Origin of the sequence: Crenobacter caeni (genome assembly GCF_010435965.1) — a bacterium.
Classification (GTDB): Bacteria; Pseudomonadota; Gammaproteobacteria; order Burkholderiales; family Chromobacteriaceae; genus Craterilacuibacter; species Craterilacuibacter caeni.
In genome coordinates this window covers 70,678-93,098 of the sequence record NZ_JAAGAA010000002.1, presented here as the reverse complement: position 1 = coordinate 93,098, position 22,421 = coordinate 70,678, and the positions used below count along the sequence as shown (strand labels likewise).

Genomic DNA, 22,421 nt, shown 5'->3' with positions numbered 1-22,421 from the left:
TCGATACCGTACTGATCCCACGGCTGCAGGACGTAACAAGCCGGGATCAATCCGGTCGGTCGTTGATGAACCCGAGCAGTTCGACAAGTTCCTCGCTTAGAACTCGCCCCTTGCTGAGAGCTTTGTTCTTCGCGCATGAGGTCACCGTCATTCCGTTTTTCTTGAGCATCACGCGGACTTGCTTGGCGATTTTCGGCCGGTTGTAACTGGCGCTCACCTCATAGGGGCGACCTGTATCCTTGGCCACAGCGAAGATCGTGCCCTTGTTGGCCTCGATCCACTCCTTGCACGCCAGCCAGTCGGCGATAGCCGCGCAGATCAACCCAAGCGCGATGCCCGCCGTCGAAAAGTCAAAGCCGCTGGAAGAAAGCAGCGGCTGCATGTCCTTCCATAGCCTGCGCTCGGCCTTGGTAAGCTTCCATGGCGGCTCATCCGGCAGGGCAACACTATTGCCATCCAGCCGGTCCATCATCTCGAACGGGTTCGCGGCGAACAGGTCGCCATTGATCAATCGGTCAATGGCCCGCACCCGGCCGGCGGCGATCACCGTCAACCCGGCCTCGTCCAGGTCATTCAGCACTTCCGCGCGGGCCCGCCGCTCGGCACGGCTCTCGTCGGTCTCCAATGACCCGCCGTTGCTGTCTTCTTCGTACCGGCGGCCCGCCTTCTCGATGTTCTCGACGTGGCTGCGCCAACTATCGGTCTTGTCAGCCAGCAGCGCGATCTGCAGCAATGCCGGCGAGTAGTCCATGCCCGCCTGATCGAGCGCGCGGATGATGTAGCGCCACACCTCGCGCGCCCGTTTTGATTTCAAAAAGGCCGGCGGCTTGGGTGTCGCGCCAGAGCCAGCCTTTTTCGGCGTTTCCAGAGCCATGACGGACCTTTCGCAGCTGCGTTGACTTGCAAAATGAAAACAGGTCAATCCGGGGCGCTACGAGCCAGTCCAGACCCCCCCCCCTGAATTTCTACCGAGGAAAAATTAACACTTAGGCGCGCGGTGCGGAGCCTGCGACTGGCCAGAAGGATTTTCCACCCCCTCCCCACGCCGCCAACCACCTGCAACTCACCATGAAGCGCCGAAAAAACACAGTCAGCACGCCGTCCGGCGCTTGTTTCCGAAACCACCATCCTCGCGCGCCGTTTTGCGCGAGTGGCAGGAATGGCACAACGCCTGGTGATTACTGGACTCGATGAACAACGCCCAGTCGCCCCGATGCGGGGTGATGTGATCGCAATCCGTCGCCCGGTTCACGCACCCAGCCGTTGCGCAACGGAACATCGCCGCCCTCAGGCATGCATCGCGTCGCGCATACCAGATCGGCAGCCTGTACCACTTCCGAATTCTTGCCACGGCCTCATCGGATAGGCGACGAGCATCTGCCTCGCGTCTGACTTGCGCGGCATGGACTTCGCAACAGCTGTTCCTCGGCAAAGCCATCTGCCTGCAACCACGGCTGGCAAACTTGCACGGCCTTTGCGGCGCGATCGGCATGGAAGAAACCTAACCAGAAAGGTCTACCGCTGGCGGCCAGCAGCAGACAGGAATAAAAAAACCGGCCGAAGCCGGTAAAGCGACCCACGCCGCAAGGAGTACCAGAAAGCAAAAAGCCCGCCGGATGGGCGGGCCTTGCAGCGGTCGGTGCACTGGACGCACCAACAACTAGAGTACGCGAATCATGCCATTTCAGTGCACGATTGCGCAAGGGGCTGCCGGCGTCTTTTCTCGAGCTCGTGGTAGAACTGGACGCACAGCTCGCGGGCATCGCGCAGGTAGACGAAGAAGCTGCGCCGGCTGACGCCGACCCGCTTCAACATGCCCGCCTCGTCCGTCGTGCGGAAATACCACTCGTTGATCACCACGAAGTGGAAGCGCGGCAGCAGGCAGACGGCCGAGTCGACCAGCGTGAGGCGCTCGTCGACATCCACATCCGGCGGCAGCAGCGCCGCCTTGGCCGGCGCCGGCTGGTCGCTGGTCGCCCAGGCGGCCAACGCGCTGACTTTGTACCCGAGCCCGGCGTCGGCGCGGCGCGCCTTCCAACTGGCCCACGCCACCAACAGCTCGTCCATCTCTTCAAGCTTCATCGCTTTCTTCCACGAATCCGCCCCAACACCCCTTCGACCGGTCATTGCCGGCCGTTTTGTCGGTCGATTATCCCACACAGTATCGAATCAATCGCCGATTTATATAGTGTGCATACCTTGTGCAGACCATGTGCAGGGTAAAAACCTAATAACCATCAGTGTTTGTGCAGGATGTGCAGGGTGTGCAGTGTTTTTCTTACGCGCATACGCGAAAAATATTCAGGCTGCCGGCCATTCATAAAAGGGGAACGGGGAAATAAAAAAGTCCCGCATGCACGCACGCGAGACCTAAAAACCCTGCACATCCTGCACAAACGCCCGCCAATCAAGCGTTTCAGGCCGTGCACACCCCCTGCACACGGCCTGCACACCCTGCACAAATCAAGCTAAATCGTCACGCATCTTCGCCCCGTAGCTGCGGGCACCGGCCTTGAAGCGGCCGATCTCCTGCGAAATCCAGTCGTGCTCGACCTCGCCGCGCGGCTCGCTGCCCACCTTGAACACCATCGACTGCCGGTTCTTGGCGATCGAGCCGAGCGACCAGCGCGCGCGCTTCTTGGTCAGCAGCTTGTGGTCATAGGTGCTGACGTTCAGCGAGAACTTGTTTTCGCTGATGCACCCCTCGCCCTTCCAGTGGCACCACACCTGATATACCGCGTACAAATCGTCGGTCAGGCAAGAGCAGAACGGCACGCCATCCAGCTCGCCGCGCCGCCACTCGTGCAGGAACAGCTCCCAGCCGGACAGGCCGTAGCGGATCACCCGCTCCTTCTCCATGGTCAGCGGCGGCTTGGTGTGCGCGTCAAAGCGTGCCGGCTTGGCCCGCTTCGCCCACCCGCGCCCCTGGCACACCGGGCAATCCGCCTTGCAGCGCTCGCCTTGCTCGGCACCCTGCGGGCAGCGCTCGGTGGTCAGCATCAGCGGCAGCGCCAGCAAGAACGCCATGAACTGTTCCAGACCGCCATCGGCCACCTCGCGGTCGACCTCGTCGTACAGCGCAGCGTCGGCGCTGTCGGTCGGCCAGATCACCATGAAGCGGCGATCGTACGCCTCGACGTGCAGCGGCTGGATATGGTTGGAGAGAAACACGCAATTGCCGTGGTTCTCTTCCTCCCACGCGTTCATGAACTTCTTCTCGATCACCTGCGTCAGGCCGGTGATCAGGTGCTTGATGGTGCCGGCCATCGCGTAGCGCTGCTTGCTGGAGAGCACCTCCTCGAACAGCAAGAACAGTCTACCCGACCTTGAGCCCGTGTATTGGCTTTCCAGCTGGCTTTGCCCAAGTGTGATCGCGTACTTCCCGTAGATGGGCTTGACGCACTTCTCCCAGAACATCGATTTGCCAGAGCCGTGCACGCTGCCGTGCATCAGGATCGCGGTATCCAGCTTGGCGCCCGGGTGCTGCAGCGGGTAGGCCAGCCAGTTGAGCAGCCACTCGAACACCTCGTTGCGCCCGTCGCACAGGTGGTAGGCCAGCGAGATGATCGACTGGCACCTCGGAAACATCGCGATCAGCTGCCACAAGTCGCGCGGCAGATCCGGCGCCGGGCAGTCCGGCTTCATCTCGATGCCGGTATAGAGGTTGATGTAGCGCGCCTCGTCCAAGTCCTCACCCGGGCTGAAGCGCACGTTCGCCAGCGGGATCACCCGCCGCTCGGGCGAGTCGATCCAGATATCGTAGAAGCTGCCCATCGCCGCGCGGGCGGCGGCCAGCGGGATCACCTCCCTGAGCTGCGCGTCCCACACGTTGGTCGAGCCGTCCAGGTAGACATAGCGCTGCATCTGCGGCACCAGCGCCGGGTCGCTGCGCTGCTCGCGCTCGGCCCGCGCCCGCTTGGCCGCCCCCACCTCCGCCTGCGTCACCAGCAGCTTGTCCTCGCGGGCCAGCCACGCCTCGACCGCCTCCTTGCCGTACTGGGCCTTGAGCGCTGGCAGCGAATACTCGGTGCTGCTGCGCTTGTCCCACACCCGCGTCTTGCCTTCGATCAACGCGAAGTGGCGGTACAGCACCCCTGCCACCCCATCATCCTGGCTGGCCGGCGCCGTATCGTCGGCCACATCGCCCTGCGCGCCCGCCTCCGGCATGTCTGCGCCCGCATCCGCCAGGCCGTCATCCGCCTGCCCCGCCTGCGGCGTCCACGGCGTTGCCGTCGCCAACCAGCGGCGTACCGTGTCGGCATCGCCGCCATCGCCGCCCGCCTCGACGCCGGCGGTGACGTCGGCCACATCCCAGCCATCCTTCACCGCGCCCGGCGCCGGGATCTGCACCATCGACACCGAGCAGCCGTCAGCCACCAGGATGCGCGCGATCTGCTGCGCCGTCTTCACGCCCGGCTGCTCAGGCTCGGGCAGCAACGGCAGCGTGTCCGGGTCAACCCCGGCCGCCTTTTGCTCGGCCGTCGGCACCACCCGCTTGCCGTCGCAGTCCGGCCAGATCACCACGCGGCGGCCGGCCAGCGGCCGCCAGTCGGCCTTGCTGACCGCCTTGCCGCCGCCCGGCCAGCTGATCACCGCGTACTCGTTGCCGACCGCCGCATTGGCCGCGTCCGCGCTCTTCTCGCCCTCGACCACCAGCACCGGCAGATGCTCGGGCAATGCGCCCAGTCGCTCCAGCCCGTACAGCGGGCGCGGCAACGGAAACGACATCCAGCGCCACTCGCGCCGGCCGTCCGGATGCACGCAGAAGGTATGCGGCAGCACCTCCTTGCCGCCATCGCTCGTCCTGAAGCGGTACGCGTACCCCAGCAGCGCGCCGTCCAGGTTGCGGTACGCCCAACGGAACTCAGGCATGCCACGCTTGATATGGGCGACGTGGGCAGGGCCGGCGTCCGCCGGCACCGGCGTCACCACCTGCCAAGGCGTTGCTTCCTTGCGCGACTGCGCCGCAGGCAAGCGGGATGGGGCCGGGGAAGCCGGCAGCAAATCGTTGCCCAGCAGCTTGACCGCCCCCACGAAATCGACGTTCTGGTACTGCTTCACGAAGTCGATCACGTCGCCGCCGGCGCCGCAGCCAAAGCACTGGAAGATCTGCTTGACGCCGTTCACCTTGAACGAAGGCGTCTTCTCGTCGTGGAACGGGCAGCACGCCTCGTACTCGACGCCATTCTTGTGCAGCCGGACATAGCGCCCGATCAGCTCGACGATGTCGTAACGGGCGCGCAGTGCGTCGGTGTCCACCTTCGCCAGCGGCGCGCGGTCTTGGATCTCAGCCACTGATCACCTCCGCAAACGTCGCCAGCGGCGTATCCAGCTCGCGGCACGACACATCGCTGTGCCCCGCCAGCACGCCCAGGCGGCGGGCGAGCAGGCGATTGAGCTGGGCGACCGCCTCCATCTCGCTGCGCATGCGCGCCATCCGTTCCGCCTCGACCAGCGTGCAGCCGCGGGCGTCCACCACCTGGCAGCCGCCCAGCGAGACGTCGACCAGGTAGCGCCCCTCCGGCAACGCCTTCGACAAGGCCGAGATCGCCGGCGGCAGCGGGCTGATGCCATAGGCGCGCTCCCACTCGCCCGCGATCGCCTGCCGGTAGGCCTGCCACGCCGTCGCACTGCTGCGCGTCTCGCTCAGCCGCTCCAGCACGCGCCGCGCGTCCCCCTCGCTGAGGGCGGACAGGTCGGCCACGGCGAACTCGGCCAGCGCGGCCGCCAGCGCCGCTTCGCGCAGATGGGTTTCCCAGCGCAGCATGGCCGGCGCCAACACCCGCGACAGCTGGGCGTCGATCGCCTCGCGGGTCAACGCGCTGACCGGCTGGGTATCGAGGGCGGACACGGCGGCCAGCTGGCCGGCGCGCTGGTAGCCACCGGTCTTGCGGATGGCGGGGAGGACTTCAGCGGTGACCCACTTCTTGAAGCGCTTGGCTTCCTGCTTGCGGCTCTTGAGGATGAGCGAGTACAGGCCGGACTCGTTGATGATGATCACCGACTGAGCGCCGGACGGGTACACCAAATCGGTGTACCCCTTTTCATCGTCATCCAGATAGCGCGTTGCGACTTCGGCATCACGGTATTCAAGCGCGGCAGCGACGTCGGACGCGACAAACCAGATCTCGCCGTCGCGGTTGATGGCGCGAACAGCGTGGGAATCGAACGAGAAGATGGCGGGTGCGGACGCACCTTGGGCGGTGTAGCTCATGGCTGAACTCCAACTAAGCGGTTTTGTGTTTCCGCCACCCGCTTCCAAACGGGTGGGACGGAACCGTGCGGGTTGGAAGACCGGTAGTTGGCACCGGCGGGCGCTTGCGCACCCCCCGCACGGCCCGCCCCATTGAGGGTGCAGCCATGCACGGACACAAAAAAACCGCGAAGCGCGGCGTGTCCGCCAACATACACAGGCTTCCAAACCCGTATCGCGCTATTGAACGCGACAGGGGGAGCATAGCCCGTGCAGTTTGGCGGCGTCAACTGCCGCCGGTGGCGACCAGCACCGCCGGCGCGATGGGTCAGCGCGGATAGGGTCATGATGTTTTCCTTGCTTCCTTCCAGCTCGCCTTCAGCGCACGCTCCATGCGTGCGCGGGCGGCTTTTCCTTGTGTCGCTTCGATCTCGGCCAGCGCGGCACGCCGCGCGGCAAGCTGAGGCATGGCGGCGATGCGCCGCACGGTCTGCCAAAACGACAGATCCCAGTGCGCGAGGTAACAGCACGGCCCGTCGATCACCTGCCCGGCGAGGCCGTCGGTGCGCCAGGGCGCGGTCACGGCAGGCGGCGACCGGCGATCAGCGCGCGGATTTTCAGCCGCTTGATCCAGCGCTCGGTGTGGCTGCGCCGCTCGGCAAGCGCCTCGGCCTGCCGGGCTTGCGCCGCCTTGCGCTGGGCCCGCGCTTCGCGCGCGGCCACTTCTTCGAACACCGGGTCGCGGTAACTGCGCGTCTCGCCTGCCATCTCACTTCCCCTGCCCTGCGGCATCGATCATCCGGCGGATTTCGGCGAGGATGGCCCGCCCTTCCGCCCGCTTGTTGGGCGCCACGCGCATCAGCCGCACCCGGCGGCACAGCGCGCGCCAGTCGTAGCGGCTACGCAGCGCGCCGTTCTGCATCGTCGATCCCGAGCAGCCCGTACACCCGCGCGCGGCTGGCGCCGGCGCGCTCAAGCAGCTTGCTGCGCACCCGCTCGACGTCGAGGTCAAACAACACGCAGATCCAGCGCACCGAGCCGACATCGGTGCCGTCTTCGAACAGCCAGCACAGCGAGCGGTACGCATCGCCCGCCGCGCCCGCTTCAAGGCGGTTGCGGCCCTTCAGGTAGCGCACCGCGTCTTCCACCGCCAGGCGCATCGCCTCGGCCCATAGCGCGAGGCAGCCCTGCACGTCTTGCGGCAAAGTCACTGCGGCCTCCGGCGGGTGCTCGTCGTACTTTTGCGCGTCGACGGGGCGCGCGCGGCGGACGGCGCGGCTCATTCGGCCATCTCCTCCAGCCGCATCACCAGCTGCTGCAGCGCCATCTGCACCGGATAGATCGCGCGGCGTACCCGCTCGACCTCGTGCCGCTCGATGCGCCCGTCGGACAGCGCGTCGTTGACGGCCGCACCTACGTCGCCATTGCTGGCCCAGGCCCGCGCGATGATTTCGAGGATGGCCATGTCGCAGGCCGGCGTTTCGCTGCCGGTGCGCACCGCCACATGGCCGTGATTGGCGGCCAGCGCGTGCAGCACGCGATAGTCGGCGGTGAAGGCCATCAGCTTGTCCGCCTCGGCCAGCGTGAGGTGATGGGTGTCTTTGCCCGGGTCGACCTTGCTATTGAGGACGGCCGGCGACATCGAGCCGCCCGCGCGGGTGATGAACCGTGCTGCCAGCGCGGCCGCGCCGCCGGGGTAGTCGTGCACCGTGCCGTGCGCCGCATCAATGACGTTCATACAGCTCTCCTGAAAACGTTTTTTTTCGGCGTCACGCCACGTAAGGTTTAAAAAACGGTGGGCAAACCACCGAAAGCACCCGCCGGGGTCTGGAAAGCGGGCACGGGGGAAATCAGGCTGCCTCGGCCACCGCCGCGGCGCGTAGCAAGGGCCAGTCGAGCGTCGGGTTCAGGCCTTCGCCGCGCACCGCACCGCCGGTGGCACGCTCGATACGCAGGCACAGGAACACCCCAGGCTTGAATCCGGTGTTCAGGATTTGCCAGATCGTTCCTTGCGTGCAGCCGACCCGTCGAGCGAACTCGGTGGGCGTGGTGCCGGTATCGGCCAGGTATTGGTCGAGGGTTTTGTGCATGCGCGAATACTAGCGCGATTAGTAATAGCGCACAAGGACACAACAACTTAGCTAGTTGCCAATCAGTAAAGTGGCCGCTATTAAGATGCAAACACAACATGCAGGGGGTGCAGATGAACGACAAGGACAAGGAGAAGCGGACCCGACACACCAAGCTCGCGCCGTGGCAGGTTGAAGACGCGGCGCGGCTGAAGGCGCTGTACGAGACGTGGAAGAAAAGCGAGGCCGGCGCCGGCTGGAGCCAGGAAAAGCTCGGCGCCGAGTACAAGATCGGCGCGCAGGCGGTGGTGTGGCAGATCCTGAACGGGCGCATCCCGCTGAACGAGCGCACCGTACTGTCGTGGTGCCGCGCGCTGGGCGTGCGCCCGGAAGAGATCAGCCCGACGCTGGCCGCCCGTATCGGCCAGCAGCACGCGCAGATCCGCCAGCTGGTATCGGACTCTTACGCCAACGTAAAAGAGGGTCCCGCCATCCGTGGTAAAGTTCCTGTCATATCTTGGGTAAGAGCAGGAAACTGGATGGAAGCGATCGACAATTTCGAACCGGGCATGGCGGAAGACTGGGTAGACGTCACTGTGCCGGTGCGCCGCGGGACATTCGCCCTGGTGGTACAGGGCGACAGCATGGAGCCGGTATTTACCGAGGGCGGCGTGATCATCGTCGACGCCGTTGCCGACGGCGCAGACCCGCTCCCCGGCAAGTACGTGGTCGCCAAGCGGCGCTCTGACAACGCCGCCACGCTCAAGCAGCTAACCATGGATGGCGGTATCGCCTACCTCAAGCCGGTCAACCCGCGCTACCCGATCCTGACCCTGGACGAAGACACCGACATCATCGGCGTGGTCCGGCAGTTCACCAAGACGTTCGACTGACCATCAAGCGCCCCACCCGCCCGCCGCCCGGCGGGCTTTTTTACGCCCTCACGGCTCCAGCCAGTCGTCCACCAGGCGCTCGAGCAGCGCCAGCCGCGCCGGCGGCAGCTGCCTGATCCGGTCGCACAGCGAACCGACCTGCGCAGGATATTCACCCTGCCGGTACACCCCGCCTGTCATTAGCCAGTCCACGTGCACGTTGAACAGCCGCGCCAACGCCAGCGCGTGCGCTTGCCGAGGGCGCACCCCGACCAACCACCCAGCCACGGCCGTGCGGCTGACGCCAACCGTGCGCGCAACGGCGCCGCGGCTGAGGCTTCGCTGCCGCATCAGCCGTTGCAGGCGGTTGGAAAAGTCGGTTTCTGGCATCGATCGCACCGTGCGTGAACCCTTCGAAAGTTTCAATTTGCAAAGCGGCAAGTTGCGGTTGTCAGGTTGCCATAATCTGACACGAAAATAAAAATGCTATTTACTATTCGCGCTATTAATACTAGCATTACCTCAACCCAACGCAACTGGCCGCGGGCAGCGAAACCCAAGACACCCACACAAGGAAGTAGCCATGAGACTGATCTCCGACGTACTGCGCGACGTCCGCCACGGCGAACTGATCGAAGACGCCACCACCGCGATGGCCGAGCTGGTCAAGCTGGTCGACGAGACCGGCAAGCCCGGCAAGCTGACCATTGAACTGACGGTCAAGCCGGCCTCCAAAGGCACCGGCACCATGGTTGTCAGCGACAAGATGACCATCAAGAAGCCCGAGCTGCCGCGCGGCGAAACCATCATGTTCGGCACGCCGGAGGGTTCGCTTCAGCTGTCCGACCCGCGCCAGAAAACCATCGAGTTCAAGACCGTGCCGAACGCCCCGCAAGGCGAAAGCGCTCCCCTGAAAAAAGTCTCCTGACCCACTGAAAGCACCCCATGGACCAACCGAACATTGTCGGCGCCCTGCTCGCCGCCATCGCCTCCAACCAGCCGACCTTCACCGTCGGGAACACCCCGATCAAGGTCGTCCCGGAGGGCTATACGCTCGAACAGCTCGACGAGTTGCTACCTCAACCCGCACGCAAGACCGGCACCATTTCGCTGCACGATGCGGACAGCTTCATCCGCTACGTCAACGACCACAAAGCCGCCGAATCGCGGATTTATGTGGACGCTGATTTCGAATCCGGCCACGTCAAGTTCGTGGCCGTCCTGAACGAGCACCAGCCCGGCGCGGACGCGGACATCAACTACGCCGCCTGGCGCGATCACCGCGCAGTCTTCGCGCCGCGGCAGACGCCCGAGTGGAAGGCATGGCTCAGCAAGAACCGCAACAAGTTCAACCAGCAGGAGTTCGGCGAATTCCTCGAGTACCACATGCCCGAGATCGTTTCGCCGGAAGGCTCGCGCTATCCGCAACCCGCTCAGCTGCTCGAGTTCGCCCTGAACCTTGAAGAAACCAAGAAGGTTCGCTTCCGCAGCAGCTCGCGCCTGCAGAACGGACAAGTGCAATTCGAGTACGTCGAGGAAGGCGCCGACTCGACCAAGGGCAAGCTCGACGCCTTTGAAGCATTTGCCGTCGGAATCTCCCCGTTCTTCAACGGCAGCGCCTACCAGCTGGACGCCAAGCTGCGCTACCGCATCTCCAACGAAGGCGTGCTGACTTTCTGGTACGAGCTGCAGCGCCCGGACAAGGCGCTCGAAGACGCTGCGCGCGAGCTGCTGGCTCAGGTGCAGGAAAAAGCCGGCGTGCCGGTGCTGTTCGGCTCGGCGTGCTGATCCACCGTTAACAAAATGCCCGGCTTGGCCGGGCCCTACCGCCAAGCCGCTTGCATCAGGCGGCTTGCCAGTAGGCCAGCGAACCAACAGGAGAAACATCATGGCAATGGAGCTTTTGGACCTCAACGACGAGGCAGCCCGCGAGCTGCGCAAGACCGGCTGGATCATCAAGTGCCCGTTTTTCCGCAACGGCCAAGCGGTGTTCGTCGCGGTCAAGGTCACCCGCTAACGCTGGCGCGTCGTGCTCATGAGCAAGCCATGAGCAGCGCATGAGCAACACATGAGCAGGTTATGAGCAAACAAGCATGGGCAACGCAGGCGGCAGGCAGGGTAAAGGCGCTGCCGGCAGCCCGCACCGAGACGAAAGCCGAGCGGTTCCGGGCGATCTACCCGGACATCGAGGCGGCACTCGGCCGCGGCGTCAGCCAGGCCGCGCTGGTCGAGACGCTCGCCCAGAGCGGGCTCGTCATGACGCTGGATGAGCTGCGCAACGCGCTGTACCGCGAGCGCAAGCGGCTGAAGAAACAGGCAGGCAAGGAGCCCACCCATGAAACACAAGCGCCCAAGGCGCCGCGCACACCGGCCGCCACATCCGATCCCGCGCCCGTCGGGCACCGCCCGCTTGATCTTGGTACGCGGTCGAATGATGGAAATACCGGCGCCGGCTTCAACTGGCCGACCTACCGAGACCAACCCACCACCTGGTGAACACAAGGAGCACAACAAGATGAAAACCGCGCATTTCGTGATGCAGGGCAAAGGCGGCTGCGGCAAGAGCCTGATCGCCGCCACCCTCGCCCAGTACCTGGCTGCCTCGGGCGACACCCCGCTGTGCGTCGATACCGACCCGGTCAACCGCACCTTCAGCCGCACCAAGGCGCTGGGCGTGCGCGGCCTTGAGTTGCTCGACAGCGGCCGCCAGATCGACAGCCGACAGTTCGACAACCTGGTCGAGTGGCTGCTGGAGCACGACGGCGACGCGGTGATCGATAACGGCGCCAGCGTGTTCGTGCCGCTCATGGCCTACCTCGCCCAATCCGGCGCGCTTGATCTGCTGGGGGCGAGCGGCGTGGACGTGGTGCTGCATGTGCCGATCATCGGCGGCGACGCGCTGGACGACACGGCCAACGGCTTCAACGCGCTGCTGTCCTCGACCGGCGCCGACGCGGTTGCATGGGTCAACCCGCACTTCGGCGCGGTGACGCGCGATGGCAAGCACTTCCGGGACAGCGCGCTGGCCGCCCGCCACGCCAGCCGCCTGCGCGGCATGGTCGAGCTGCCGGATTGGGACCGCGCCACCTTCGGTAAGGATCTGGCCCAGATGCGCGAGCACGGCCTGACCTTCGACGAGGCGGCCAGCAAGCCGGAGTACAGCGCGATGACCCGCCACCGGCTCTCGCGCATGCGCGGCGAGCTGTTCAGCTTGCTGGACGGCTGCGCGCTGCGCGCCAGCAAGGAGGCTGCATGAACGCCGAGGCGATCAAAACAAGCGCATCGCTTAGCCAGCAAGAGCAGGCGGCGATGGAGGATCTGGCTACCGCTGTCGCGAAACTTGAGCTGGATACGCACCAGGGCGCCCCCACTGAAGCCGCAGAGGTTGCAGCGCAGCTGCTGGCGCTCATGACTCAAACAGCACTGCTGAAAGCCGCCTACCCGGCTATCCACGATGCGGCGATGTTGCTGATTGCGGCGGTGATGGTGGATGCGGGGCTGATCGACATCGAAGCTATCGAAGGAGAGCAGACATGATATCCCGCATGACAATTTTCGGCGGGCAGGAAGTCCGCGTGAAAACTGAAAGAAACCTCAGCGCAGTGACCGGAGCCCCATTCTGGATAAACGAGATTTCGATTATGGAAAAAGGGAGAGCCAGCCCGGCGGCGACCATCTTGGTGTACATGGACGACGAGACAAGCGACCAGCTCGAGCAGGCGCACCAATCCAGCCAGGCCAGCAAGGAGATCGCCGCATGATGCATGCGCTGAAAGTCACCTTGCACGCGGTTGCCGGCGGCCTCGCCCGCGGCACGCTGGTGGCGGCGGCCTTCTTCGGCACCGTCAAGCTGATGGACATGATCTCGAAAGCGGGGGCGTGATGCTGACCGACAACACCCGACTGATCTCGATCGACCTGGAAACCCTGGGCAAGCAAAAGCCGCGCGCGGCGATCGCCACCATCGGCATGGTCGCCGTCGACATCGGAACCGGCCAAGAGGCGGCTGCCTTCTACGCCCGCGTCGAACGCAGCAGCGCCCTGCGCGTCGGCCAGGCCGATCAGGACACGCTCGACTGGTGGAGCCGCCAGCCGGACGCCGCCCGCGCCGAGATCGAACAGGGCGACACGCCGCTGCGCACCGCGCTGCTGTCATTGGCCGAGGCAATCAAGTTCGCCACCGACGGGCGCGACCCGAGCGACGTTGCCTTCGTCGCCCGCGCACCGTCGTTCGATCTGGCCATTCTCGACTACCACTACAGCTACTACGGGCTCGAGACGCCGTGGCAATACTGGCAGGAGCGCGACCACCGCTCGATCGAAGACGCCTGGTGCGAAGCGATCAGGCTCGGCGGCGGCGAGTGCTTGAGTTACCGCGACGCCACCGTGGTCGAACACCACGCACTCGAGGACGCCCGCTGGCAGGCGCTCTACCTGCTCAACCTGCGCGATGCCTTGCGCAGGATCTGCGTGCCCGCTGACGAAAGGCTGCGCCAGGCCGCCCGCAAGATGCTCGACCACGACGGCGGCGCCGACTCTAAAGACTACGACGCCGGCAAATTCATGCTTGCCCGCACCGCGGTGCGCGTACTTGTTGGCAAAGGAGACGAGGCATGATCCGAGACCAGTTCCTGCTCGGCATGGACAACGAGATCATCGTCGACTTGTTCGCCGGCGGCGGCGGCATGTCCACCGCCATCGAGCTCGCACTCGGGCGACATGTCGACATTGCCATCAACCACAACGCCGACGCGATCAGCATGCACATGGCGAATCACCCGCAAACCGAGCACTACTGCGCCGACGTGTTTGAGGTATGCCCGCACGAAGCGACGCGAGGCCGCCCCGTCGGCCACCTGCACGGCAGCCCGGACTGCACCCACTTTTCGCAGGCCATAGGCGGCCAGCCGCGCAGCAAGAAAATCCGCGGGCTTGGCTGGGTGATGGTGCGCTGGGCCGGCCAGGTCAAACCGCGCAGCATCAGCATGGAAAACGTCCACCAGATGAAACAGTGGGGGCCGCTGATCGCCAAGCGCTGCAAGCAGACTGGCCGCGTCATCCGCCTGGACGGGACCGTAGCAGCCCCGGGCGAGCGCGTGCCGGTGCAAGAGCAGTTTCTTGTTCCTGACCCGAAGCACGTTGGCCGCACCTGGCGGCGCTTCGTGCAGACGCTGGAGCAGCTTGGCTACAAAGTCGAAACAGGCGGAATGGTTGCGGCAGACTACGGCGCGGCCACCACCCGAGACCGTCTATTCATGTTTGCGCGCCGTGACGGACGACCAATCGTCTGGCCGTCAGCCACGCACCACAAGCAGGCCGCAAAAGGCCGGAAGACTCACCGCGCAGCGGCTGAACACATCGACTTCAGCAACCTCGGCGAATCCATCTTCACCCGCAAAAAACCGCTGGCAGAGGCCACCATGCGCCGGATCGCCAAGGGCATGCACAAGTTCGTGCTTGGCTGTCCAAAGCCGTTCATCGTTGAGCTGGCCAACTGGAGCAACCGCAATGGCGTACACGATAGCGAACTACCGCTGAACACGATCACCGCACATCCAAAGGGCGGAAGCTTCGCGGTGGCCACGCCGCACTTGGTCAAGTTTCGTGGGGACAGTATCGGCCACGCGATCGATACTCCTTGTCCGACCATCACAGCTGGCGGTGGTGCGAAACGTCCCGCAGGCGCAGCGCATGCTTTGGGCTTGGCATCGGCAATTCTTGTGCAAGCAGCCCACGGCGAAGGAAAGCCCGGGCGCGCGCGGCGCTGGGGAGATGGCAGCAAGCCGGTTACCGGCCCGGTGAACACCATCACCGCGTCTGGAAGCGGAGGCCAGGCGCTGGCCACCGCCTACCTGATGCAAGCCAACGGCGGCTTCAACACGACGGCCGGGCGCAGCCTGGACGAACCGGCAAGCACGATCACCACCACCGGCAGCCAGCAGCAACTTGTCGGCGCGCACCTGGTCACTCTGCGCCGCAACTGCTTCGGCCGCGAGTTCGACGCACCAATGGCGGCCATCACCGCCGGCGCGGAACACCACGCCGTCGCGTCGTATCTGCTGAGCAAGGATCACGAGGACGCAGCCCTGCGCTGCGCCGCATTCCTGATCAGCTACTACGGCACCGACAACGTAAGCGCTGCAGACCAGCCGATGCCGACTGCCACCACGCGCGACCGCTTGGCGCTGGTAACCGTATGGGTACGCGGAGAACCGTATGTGATCGTCGACATCTGCCTGCGCATGCTGACGCCGCGCGAGCTGTATCTGTGCCAAGGCTTCCCTGCCAGCTACATCATCGACCGCGGCCACGACGGGCGGGTGTTCTCTAAATCCGCCCAGGTGCGCATGGTCGGCAACTCGGTCAGCCCGGGCCCGGCAAAAGCACTCATCTCAGCCAACTGCATGGACCTGGCTGCATGGACTCTGGCAGAGATGAAACAGAGGGAAAGGATTGCTGCATGAATACCGCACGACTCGGCCCCAACCAGCGCATGGCGCTGAAGTTGCTCGCCGCAAGCGCCGAAGGCATGACCCGCGCCGAGCTGCAGGCGTCGCTACACATCACCGACCTGCGCAGCGTACAGGCCATGCTCAAGTCCCTGCTCGGGCGCGGGCTGATCCACATCAGCGCATGGCGCTACGAGTCCGCCGGCGCCAGCTGCCCGGCGTGCAGGGTGTTCGCCGCGGGCAAGGGCGAAGACGCCAAGAAGCCAGAGCCGATGGGCGCGATCCAGCGCAAGCATCGGTACGTCGAAAAGGTCGGGAGAGAGCTGTTCCGACAGGCAGACGCCGCCCGGTCGCGTGGCGCGAGCCGCCTGGTGATCGACGGCGAGGTGGTGTGGCAGCGCGGCGACGGCTTCGGCCTGCGCAGTGGTGGAATCAAGCCGGCCAGGCTGGCGGCGTGAATGAGGATGGCCTGATGGGAACACGCATTATCGATACGAAACAAATGCGCGAGGCAGCGGAGCTTACACGCCAGCGCGGCAATGTAGTGATGGCCGTCTACGTCGACGAGCACATCGAACTGCTAGATGAGATCGACAGGCTGCGCACGCAGCTTTGCAGCTGCCCAAGCGGGGACGGATCGCTGCGCTGGCCGTGCAAGGCGCACCCACCGGAGAAAACACCATGACCGGGCAGTGGATACACGTCGGATACCGGCACGGGAAGCCACTACTGAGATACGTCGCGAAAGACCTGAAGGGAAGCAAACCATGAGCAAGACAAAGATCACCGCCCAGCCGCTCTACCTCGACCTGCCATCCGTCGCGGCCGCACTGTGCGTGTCACCGTCTACGGTGCAAAACCTGGTCCGTGCCGGCGACTTCCCGCAACCGCGCAAGCTGTCCGGCAACCGGGTGGGCTGGTTGATGCGAGAGCTGACAGAGTGGTCTGAAGCTCGGCCGGTGAGCGACATCCCGCCGCCGCCCAACACCGGGGCCAAGAAGCCTAGAGCGCGTCGGCAGCCGCCAGCGACTCTAGATGATCGGACAGCCGCATGAGCCACTCGACCCGCTCGGCATCATACGAGTGCTGGTTGTACACCCCCACAACGCCAGGCAGCAGGTGGCCGAGGATAGACTCGGCCACTGCTTCCGGGCAGCCCAGCGCCGCCAGCCGCGTGCGCACCGTTCGCCGCAGGTCATGCGGCGCCCAGTGCGTCACCGGTAAGCGCGGCCGCACTTCTACAGAACGCGTCTGGCTGTACGGCTGGTGATACCAGACGCTGGTCTGGATCGTCTTCTGCTGTACCGGCTCAACCCTGCCGCCCTGCAGCCGCGCAGGGAAAAGGTAGCCATCCCCGTACAGTGCTTTGCGGCGCAACACCACCGCCTGCCCGCGACCGAATAGCGGCACCCGCAAATCCGTCGCCCGCTCATGCCTAGCGTTCTTGGTCTTGGCCTTCGGCAGCACCCACCACAACACATCGCCCTCGCGCACGATTTCGCGCCCTTCCATCTGCACGACTTCCGCGCCGCGTGCCCCAGTCCACAGGTAAAGCGTCAGTACGTCCTCGACGAGACGCGTGAAGTTTGGCAACCAGCGGATCAGCTGCCCGATCTCGTCAGGCGTCAGCACGCGCTTGGTTGTCCCGGTGCGCTCCCCTTGCACCAAGCGCCCGCGCGAGCGGACCTTGCCACGCAGAATCATCCGCCACCAGTTCGGCGACGTATCAGGCAGCCGCCCCGCGTCCAGCGCGTAGTCCCACGCAGCGCCGAGCTCGGCGCGCAACTTGGCCGCCTGAACCGGGGCACGGGTCGAGACAGACTGGATCAAATCGAAGGCCTGGGCGCGGGTCAGCTCGGCCGCCGGCAAAACCGCAAGATCAGGCGGGATCATGGTGTCGAACATGCGCCACACCTCGTCCGCCCCTTTCTTCTGGCGAACTGGCCGAACGTGGCCCGCCCAGTAGTCGTGGCAAGCGTCGAACACGCTATAGGGTCGCTCGGCCTGCCTGGCGCGTCGGGCTTGTGCCGCATGCCTGGCCGCCAACCTTGCTTCCTTGCGCGCCTCGGCCAGATCCACGCCCTGCTCTCGCGCCTCGCGCAGACGTTCCCACTCAACGATCGCAGCGCTGATCGACATCGCTGGCCACTGGCCTATCTTGACCTGACGCAGACGCCCGTCGACCGGGCTCCTGTAGCGATAGGTCCAGGTGCGGCCGCTGGCGCGCGCCTCAAGCCTGAGCCCCGGATGGTCAGGGCTGGTAAGATATTCACCCGCAGCCAGCAGCTTCGCGGCACGCGCATCAAACATGGGCACTCCGGTATAGGTTTTTTGACCCCGGAAAACCTCGGTATAGGTTTTCAAAAACAGGGCATCAAAAAACTATACCAAATTGCCAAGTTCGCGTGTTTGCGCATGTGTGTACATACCAAACACGCCGCACCGCACAAACGCCGCAAACCCTTTACAAATCAGCGCTTTGACCAACAAAACCACACAGAATCAGTCGCTTATGAACGGCCAGAAAACACCACACACCCCGATGATGCAGCAATACCTCGCGATCAAGCGTGAGCACCCGGACAAGCTGGTGTTCTACCGCATGGGCGACTTCTACGAGCTCTTCTACGAGGACGCCGAAAAGGCCGCCCGCTTGCTCGACATCACGCTGACCACCCGCGGCGCGTCCGCCGGCGTGCCGATCAGGATGGCCGGCGTGCCCTACCACGCGGCCGAAGGCTACCTGGCGCGGCTGGTGAAACTGGGCGAATCGGTCGCCATCGCCGAACAGATCGGCGACCCGGCGACCAGCAAGGGCCCGGTCGAGCGCAAGGTGGTGCGGGTGGTCACCCCGGGCACGCTGACCGACGCCGCGCTGCTCGACGACAAGCGCGACAACCTGGTGCTCTCGCTCAACAGCGTGAAGGGCGTGCTCGGCCTCGCCTGGCTGTCGCTCTCCAGCGGTGAATTCAAGGTCATGCAAACGAGCGTCGACGAGCTCGTCAGCGAGCTGGAACGCCTGAAGCCGGCCGAACTGTTGCTGCCCGAGGACAACCCGCTGCCCATCGTCGAGACGCTGGGCGTGCCCTGCCGCAAGCTGCCGTCGTGGCAGTTCGACGCCGAGTCGGGCAAGACCACGCTGACCCGACACTTCGGCACGCGCGACCTCGCCGGCTTCGGCGCCGACGCGCTGACCGTCGCCGTCGGCGCGGCAGGCGCGCTGATCGAATACGTGCGGCTGACCCAGGGCAGCGAGCTGCAACACATCCAGGCGCTGGCGGTCGAGTCGCTGGGCGACTTGGTGCGCATGGACGCGGCGACCCGCCGCAACCTGGAACTCACCGAGACGCTGCGCGGCGAGAGCTCACCGACGCTCGCCTCCCTGCTCGACACTTGCGAGACCGGCATGGGCAGCCGCCTGCTGCGCCACTGGCTGCACCACCCGCTGCGCGACCACGCCGCCTTGCGCGCGCGCCACGAGGCGGTGCGCGCGCTGCTGCCGCGCTACGACGCGCTGCGCGAGACGCTGTCCGGCGTCGCCGACATCGAGCGGATCAGCGCGCGTGTCGCGCTGGGTAGCGCCCGCCCGCGCGACCTCTCCGCGCTGCGCGACTCGCTCGCGGCGCTGGGTTCAACCCGAGCGCTCGCGCTGGCGTTGCCGTCAAGGCTGCTTGGCGAACTGGCCGCCGCGCTGCCGGAAGACTCGCCGCTGGCAGTGCTGCTTGCGCGCGCCATCCTGCCCGAGCCTTCGGTGCAGCTGCGCGACGGCAACGTGATCAACCACGGCTACTCGGCCGAACTGGACGAGCTGCGCGCGATCCAGCAGAACTGCGGCGACTTCCTGCTGGAGCTGGAGGCGCGCGAGCGCGCACGCACCGGCATCAGCACGCTGAAGGTCGAATACAACCGCGTGCACGGCTTCTATATCGAGGTCAGCCGCGCGCAGTCGGACAAGGTACCCGACGACTACCGCCGCCGGCAGACGCTGAAGAACGCCGAACGCTATATCACGCCGGAACTGAAGGCCTTCGAGGACAAGGCGCTGTCGGCCAACGACCGCGCGCTCGCGCTGGAAAAGCAACTGTACGAGGCGCTGATCGCCGAACTCGCCGCGCATGTGGCCATGCTGCAGAAGACCGCGCACGCGGTCGCCGCGCTCGACGTGCTTGCCGCGTTCGCCGAACGCGCCGACGCCGGGCGCTACGTCGAGCCCGAACTGGTGCCGGATGCGCGCCTCGACATCGTCGGCGGCCGCCACCCGGTGGTCGAGGCCGGCCTCGAGCGCTTTATCGCCAACGACACCCGGCTGGCCGACACGCGCCGCCTGCTCTTGATCACCGGCCCCAATATGGGCGGTAAGTCGACCTATATGCGGCAGACCGCACTGATCACCCTGCTCGCCCACGTCGGCAGCTTCGTGCCGGCCGAGTCTGTGGTGCTCGGCCCGATCGACCGCATCTTCACCCGCATCGGCGCGTCAGACGACCTGGCCGGCGGGCGCTCGACCTTCATGGTCGAGATGACCGAGGCGGCCAACATCCTCAACAACGCGACCGAACAGAGCCTGGTGCTGATGGACGAGGTCGGCCGCGGCACGTCGACCTTCGACGGGCTGGCGCTGGCGTGGGCGATCGCGCGCGCGCTGATCGAGAAAAACCGCAGCTACACGCTGTTCGCGACGCACTATTTTGAACTGACGCGGCTCGCCGCCGAGTTCCCGGCCGTCGCCAACGTCCACCTGTCGGCCGTCGAACACAAGAACAGCATCGTGTTCATGCACCACGTCGAGGAAGGCCCGGCCAGCCAGAGCTACGGGCTGGCGGTCGCCCAGCTGGCCGGCGTGCCGGCCAGGGTCATCCGCGAAGCGCGGCGCCACTTGGCCGAACTCGAGGAGCAGTCGGTGTCGGCGCAGCAGCCTGACCTGTTCGCGACAGCGCGCGCACCGGCCGCCCCCGAACCGCACCCGGTCACCGCCGCGCTCGCCGACGTCGACGTCGACGCGCTGACCCCGCGCGAGGCGCTCGCACTACTGTATGAGCTGAAAGCGCAACTCGATTGAAGCGGCTGTCATCGTAGTGAAAAAAATCTTGCGCCGCGATACAAATATTCCATCAGGTTGTCTATAGTCAGCTTGTACAATTCTTATATAGAGAGCTAGGAAAGTGCAGACCATGGCCCACACCGAAACAAGGAGCGGCATCCAGCGCCTGTTCAACCTGCCCGAGGACGCCGAAGGCCTGCCGCTATCGGCGGTCGAGGATAGGGCAAGCCGTCGCCTGAGCGAATTCTCGGCGTTCGCTTTGCAGACCCTGTCCGAAATGGGGATCACCATTCCGCCGGCAGTCAGCTTCGTCTCCTGCCCCAACTGCCAACTGGAGATCAACAGCCAGCATCCGCGCGCGGCAGAGATCCAGGCGTGGCTGGACGAGAGCCTGGAAGCGCAAGAGCGTTTCAAGAAGGTCGAGGTGCTGTACGAGCTGATCCGCGCCAGCGAACTGGCCGGCCAGACCATTCCACAATCGGTCTGTTTTCACGTCGGACTGACCAGCGCCGGCGCGATCGCCTACTTCGAGACGTTCGTCCCCCGCTGCAACTGATGGTGGCGCCGCCGCCGCGGCCGGGCCGCTGGCGGCGACTTTTTTCACCGCCTCAATCCCAATAGCCGGGCGTGCCGTAACACTGCTTCAGGAACTCGATGAACACCCGTACCCGCTGCGGCAGGAAGCGCCGCTGCGCGACCACCGCGCACACCGGGTAGTCCGGCGACGAGAAGCTGTCGAGCACGGTGACCAGCCGCCCGTCGGACAGGTCGTCCTTCACCTCCCACAAGGACCGCCAGGTCAGCCCCAACCCCCTAAGCGCCCAGTCGTGTAGCACCGCGCCGTCGCTGCACTCGAGCGAGCCCGATACCCGCAAATTGACCGGGCGGCCGTCGACGACGAAGGCCCAGCCGCGGCTCTGGCTCTCGCCGAGCGACAGGCAGTTGTGTCGGGCCAGGTCGTCCAGCGTGCGCGGAATGCCGTGCAGTGCGAGATAGGCGGGAGCGGCGACCACCACCCGCCGGTTGCCGGCGAGCCTGTGCGCGATCAGCGAAGAGTCGGCGAGGTCCGAGATGCGGATCGCGCAGTCGATGCGTTCGCGCGCCAGGTCGACCAGCCGGTCGGACAAGTCGAGCGCCACCTTGACGTCAGGGTGCAGCGCCTGGAACGCCGGCAGGTGCGGCGCGACGTGACGGCGGCCGAAGCCGGCCGGCGCGGACAGCCTGAGCACGCCGCGCGCGCGTGCGTTGCCGGCGCCGACCGCCGCCTCTGCGTCGGCCAATTCACCCAGGATGCGCTGTGCTTCCTCGAAGAACGCCGCACCCTCCTGCGTCGGCGTGACGCTGCGCGTGGTGCGCAATAATAGCCGCGCGCCGAGGCGGTTCTCCAGCGCGTCCAGCCGGCGGCCGACCATCGCCGGGCCGACGCCTTCGGCGCGCGCGGCGGCGGACAGGCTGCCCAGCGTGACCACCGCGACAAAGGTTTCCAGTTGTTTGAACGCATCCATGGGAATAAACGGGCAAAGCGCCAATCTTAACGCATCCTTCAGCCTGGCAAGACCGCCTCGCCGGCCAGGCGGGACGTGAGGTAGCCCGCCAGCAACGCGCAGTCGGCGCGAACCCCGTCCGGCGAGTCCAGCAGCAAGGCGTACGCCCGCTCGAGACGCATCGCCAGCGTGCCGTCGCCCGGCCCTGCCGCGACGGCCGCGTCCAGCAGCACCTCGAGCTGCCAGCGCGGCAGCGCCTGCACTTCCGACGAGGGCTGCAGCCAGACACCGCCCTCCACTCCGTGCACCATTT

General features: G+C 65.5%; 30 protein-coding genes. 16 read left to right on the top strand and 14 right to left on the bottom strand.

Going from position 1 to position 22,421, the window contains the following annotated elements:
• Positions 1-46: 46 nt before the first annotated feature.
• The 10 genes from GZH52_RS02460 to GZH52_RS02415 all read right to left on the bottom strand — a co-directional run bounded on the left by GZH52_RS02460 (position 47) and on the right by GZH52_RS02415 (position 8,283).
• Positions 47-874: a death domain-containing protein gene (locus GZH52_RS02460; protein ID WP_163314931.1), complete on the bottom strand. Its 828-nt coding sequence runs from the start codon at positions 872-874 to the stop codon at positions 47-49.
• 800 nt (positions 875-1,674) lie between these two features.
• On the bottom strand, positions 1,675-2,082 hold the full coding sequence (locus GZH52_RS02455; RefSeq protein ID WP_163314930.1) for a hypothetical protein: 408 nt from the start codon (positions 2,080-2,082) through the stop codon (positions 1,675-1,677).
• Positions 2,083-2,463: 381 nt separating this feature from the next.
• Positions 2,464-5,295, bottom strand: a complete 2,832-nt coding sequence (locus GZH52_RS02450) for a CHC2 zinc finger domain-containing protein (protein ID WP_163314929.1) — start codon at positions 5,293-5,295, stop codon at positions 2,464-2,466.
• Positions 5,288-6,214, bottom strand: a complete 927-nt coding sequence (locus GZH52_RS02445; protein WP_163314928.1) for a BRO-N domain-containing protein — start codon at positions 6,212-6,214, stop codon at positions 5,288-5,290. Before GZH52_RS02445 ends, GZH52_RS02450 begins: the two co-directional genes overlap by 8 nt.
• Positions 6,215-6,536: 322 nt before the next feature.
• The gene (locus GZH52_RS02440) at positions 6,537-6,776 is read right to left on the bottom strand and encodes a hypothetical protein (protein WP_163314927.1); all 240 of its coding nucleotides are present in this window, start codon (positions 6,774-6,776) and stop codon (positions 6,537-6,539) included.
• A complete protein-coding gene (locus tag GZH52_RS02435; RefSeq protein ID WP_163314926.1) occupies positions 6,773-6,961 on the bottom strand; it encodes a hypothetical protein in 189 nt (62 codons plus the stop codon). The genes GZH52_RS02440 and GZH52_RS02435 overlap by 4 nt, the downstream gene beginning before the upstream one ends.
• A gap of 1 nt (position 6,962) precedes the next feature.
• Positions 6,963-7,115 (bottom strand): hypothetical protein, encoded by a 153-nt coding sequence (locus tag GZH52_RS02430; RefSeq protein ID WP_163314925.1) that lies wholly within the window; start codon positions 7,113-7,115, stop codon positions 6,963-6,965.
• Entirely contained in the window at positions 7,093-7,476 is a 384-nt protein-coding gene (locus tag GZH52_RS02425; RefSeq protein ID WP_163314924.1) for a hypothetical protein, read from the bottom strand. The genes GZH52_RS02430 and GZH52_RS02425 overlap by 23 nt, the downstream gene beginning before the upstream one ends.
• Entirely contained in the window at positions 7,473-7,931 is a 459-nt protein-coding gene (locus GZH52_RS02420) for a phage regulatory CII family protein (protein ID WP_163314923.1), read from the bottom strand. Before GZH52_RS02420 ends, GZH52_RS02425 begins: the two co-directional genes overlap by 4 nt.
• Before the next feature lie 112 nt (positions 7,932-8,043).
• Positions 8,044-8,283 carry a transcriptional regulator gene (locus tag GZH52_RS02415; protein WP_163314922.1) on the bottom strand — a complete coding sequence of 80 codons (240 nt, stop codon included), beginning with the start codon at positions 8,281-8,283 and terminating at the stop codon, positions 8,044-8,046.
• A gap of 113 nt (positions 8,284-8,396) precedes the next feature.
• On the opposite strand from GZH52_RS02415, the gene GZH52_RS02410 reads away from it, so the two are divergent.
• The gene (locus GZH52_RS02410) at positions 8,397-9,155 is read left to right on the top strand and encodes a LexA family transcriptional regulator (protein WP_163314921.1); all 759 of its coding nucleotides are present in this window, start codon (positions 8,397-8,399) and stop codon (positions 9,153-9,155) included.
• Between the two features lie 48 nt (positions 9,156-9,203).
• Here the strand turns inward: GZH52_RS02410 and GZH52_RS02405 are convergent, their stop codons facing one another.
• Positions 9,204-9,524 (bottom strand): helix-turn-helix domain-containing protein, encoded by a 321-nt coding sequence (locus GZH52_RS02405; RefSeq protein ID WP_163314920.1) that lies wholly within the window; start codon positions 9,522-9,524, stop codon positions 9,204-9,206.
• A gap of 193 nt (positions 9,525-9,717) precedes the next feature.
• Between GZH52_RS02405 and GZH52_RS02400 the strand changes: the two genes are divergently transcribed.
• From GZH52_RS02400 to GZH52_RS17095, 13 genes are all read left to right on the top strand, one after another.
• Positions 9,718-10,062 (top strand): YfdP family phage-associated protein, encoded by a 345-nt coding sequence (locus tag GZH52_RS02400; protein ID WP_163314919.1) that lies wholly within the window; start codon positions 9,718-9,720, stop codon positions 10,060-10,062.
• A 17-nt stretch (positions 10,063-10,079) separates the two neighbouring features.
• On the top strand, positions 10,080-10,922 hold the full coding sequence (locus GZH52_RS02395) for a YfdQ family protein (protein ID WP_163314918.1): 843 nt from the start codon (positions 10,080-10,082) through the stop codon (positions 10,920-10,922).
• A gap of 100 nt (positions 10,923-11,022) precedes the next feature.
• Positions 11,023-11,151 (top strand): hypothetical protein, encoded by a 129-nt coding sequence (locus GZH52_RS16955; protein WP_275405019.1) that lies wholly within the window; start codon positions 11,023-11,025, stop codon positions 11,149-11,151.
• 62 nt (positions 11,152-11,213) lie between these two features.
• Entirely contained in the window at positions 11,214-11,630 is a 417-nt protein-coding gene (locus tag GZH52_RS02390; protein ID WP_163314917.1) for a hypothetical protein, read from the top strand.
• A gap of 19 nt (positions 11,631-11,649) precedes the next feature.
• The gene (locus GZH52_RS02385; RefSeq protein ID WP_163314916.1) at positions 11,650-12,390 is read left to right on the top strand and encodes a nucleotide-binding protein; all 741 of its coding nucleotides are present in this window, start codon (positions 11,650-11,652) and stop codon (positions 12,388-12,390) included.
• Positions 12,387-12,671, top strand: a complete 285-nt coding sequence (locus GZH52_RS02380) for a hypothetical protein (RefSeq protein WP_163314915.1) — start codon at positions 12,387-12,389, stop codon at positions 12,669-12,671. Before GZH52_RS02385 ends, GZH52_RS02380 begins: the two co-directional genes overlap by 4 nt.
• The gene (locus GZH52_RS02375) at positions 12,668-12,895 is read left to right on the top strand and encodes a hypothetical protein (RefSeq protein WP_163314914.1); all 228 of its coding nucleotides are present in this window, start codon (positions 12,668-12,670) and stop codon (positions 12,893-12,895) included. Before GZH52_RS02380 ends, GZH52_RS02375 begins: the two co-directional genes overlap by 4 nt.
• On the top strand, positions 12,892-13,017 hold the full coding sequence (locus GZH52_RS16950) for a hypothetical protein (RefSeq protein ID WP_275405018.1): 126 nt from the start codon (positions 12,892-12,894) through the stop codon (positions 13,015-13,017). Before GZH52_RS02375 ends, GZH52_RS16950 begins: the two co-directional genes overlap by 4 nt.
• Positions 13,017-13,751: a 3'-5' exonuclease gene (locus GZH52_RS02370; RefSeq protein ID WP_163314913.1), complete on the top strand. Its 735-nt coding sequence runs from the start codon at positions 13,017-13,019 to the stop codon at positions 13,749-13,751. Before GZH52_RS16950 ends, GZH52_RS02370 begins: the two co-directional genes overlap by 1 nt.
• Positions 13,748-15,598, top strand: a complete 1,851-nt coding sequence (locus tag GZH52_RS02365; RefSeq protein ID WP_163314912.1) for a DNA cytosine methyltransferase — start codon at positions 13,748-13,750, stop codon at positions 15,596-15,598. The genes GZH52_RS02370 and GZH52_RS02365 overlap by 4 nt, the downstream gene beginning before the upstream one ends.
• Positions 15,595-16,041 carry a hypothetical protein gene (locus GZH52_RS02360; RefSeq protein ID WP_163314911.1) on the top strand — a complete coding sequence of 149 codons (447 nt, stop codon included), beginning with the start codon at positions 15,595-15,597 and terminating at the stop codon, positions 16,039-16,041. The genes GZH52_RS02365 and GZH52_RS02360 overlap by 4 nt, the downstream gene beginning before the upstream one ends.
• A gap of 14 nt (positions 16,042-16,055) precedes the next feature.
• Positions 16,056-16,268 carry a hypothetical protein gene (locus GZH52_RS02355; protein ID WP_163314910.1) on the top strand — a complete coding sequence of 71 codons (213 nt, stop codon included), beginning with the start codon at positions 16,056-16,058 and terminating at the stop codon, positions 16,266-16,268.
• Complete coding sequence (locus GZH52_RS17095) at positions 16,168-16,638, top strand: helix-turn-helix transcriptional regulator (protein WP_432417424.1); 471 nt, start codon at positions 16,168-16,170, stop codon at positions 16,636-16,638. The genes GZH52_RS02355 and GZH52_RS17095 overlap by 101 nt, the downstream gene beginning before the upstream one ends.
• Here GZH52_RS17095 and GZH52_RS02345 read toward each other — a convergent pair.
• The gene (locus GZH52_RS02345) at positions 16,586-17,893 is read right to left on the bottom strand and encodes a tyrosine-type recombinase/integrase (RefSeq protein ID WP_163314908.1); all 1,308 of its coding nucleotides are present in this window, start codon (positions 17,891-17,893) and stop codon (positions 16,586-16,588) included. The genes GZH52_RS17095 and GZH52_RS02345 overlap by 53 nt on opposite strands.
• A 202-nt stretch (positions 17,894-18,095) precedes the next feature.
• Between GZH52_RS02345 and mutS the strand changes: the two genes are divergently transcribed.
• Together mutS and GZH52_RS02335 are read left to right on the top strand one after the other, a co-directional pair.
• A complete protein-coding gene (mutS, locus tag GZH52_RS02340; protein WP_239057989.1) occupies positions 18,096-20,642 on the top strand; it encodes a DNA mismatch repair protein MutS in 2,547 nt (848 codons plus the stop codon).
• Positions 20,643-20,754: 112 nt separating this feature from the next.
• The gene (locus GZH52_RS02335; RefSeq protein WP_163314907.1) at positions 20,755-21,180 is read left to right on the top strand and encodes a hypothetical protein; all 426 of its coding nucleotides are present in this window, start codon (positions 20,755-20,757) and stop codon (positions 21,178-21,180) included.
• 52 nt (positions 21,181-21,232) lie between these two features.
• Here GZH52_RS02335 and GZH52_RS02330 read toward each other — a convergent pair whose 3' ends face one another.
• The gene (locus GZH52_RS02330) at positions 21,233-22,129 is read right to left on the bottom strand and encodes a LysR family transcriptional regulator (RefSeq protein WP_163314906.1); all 897 of its coding nucleotides are present in this window, start codon (positions 22,127-22,129) and stop codon (positions 21,233-21,235) included.
• 38 nt (positions 22,130-22,167) lie between these two features.
• Positions 22,168-22,419 carry a hypothetical protein gene (locus GZH52_RS02325; protein ID WP_203525592.1) on the bottom strand — a complete coding sequence of 84 codons (252 nt, stop codon included), beginning with the start codon at positions 22,417-22,419 and terminating at the stop codon, positions 22,168-22,170.
• Between the last annotated feature and the right edge of the window lie 2 nt (positions 22,420-22,421).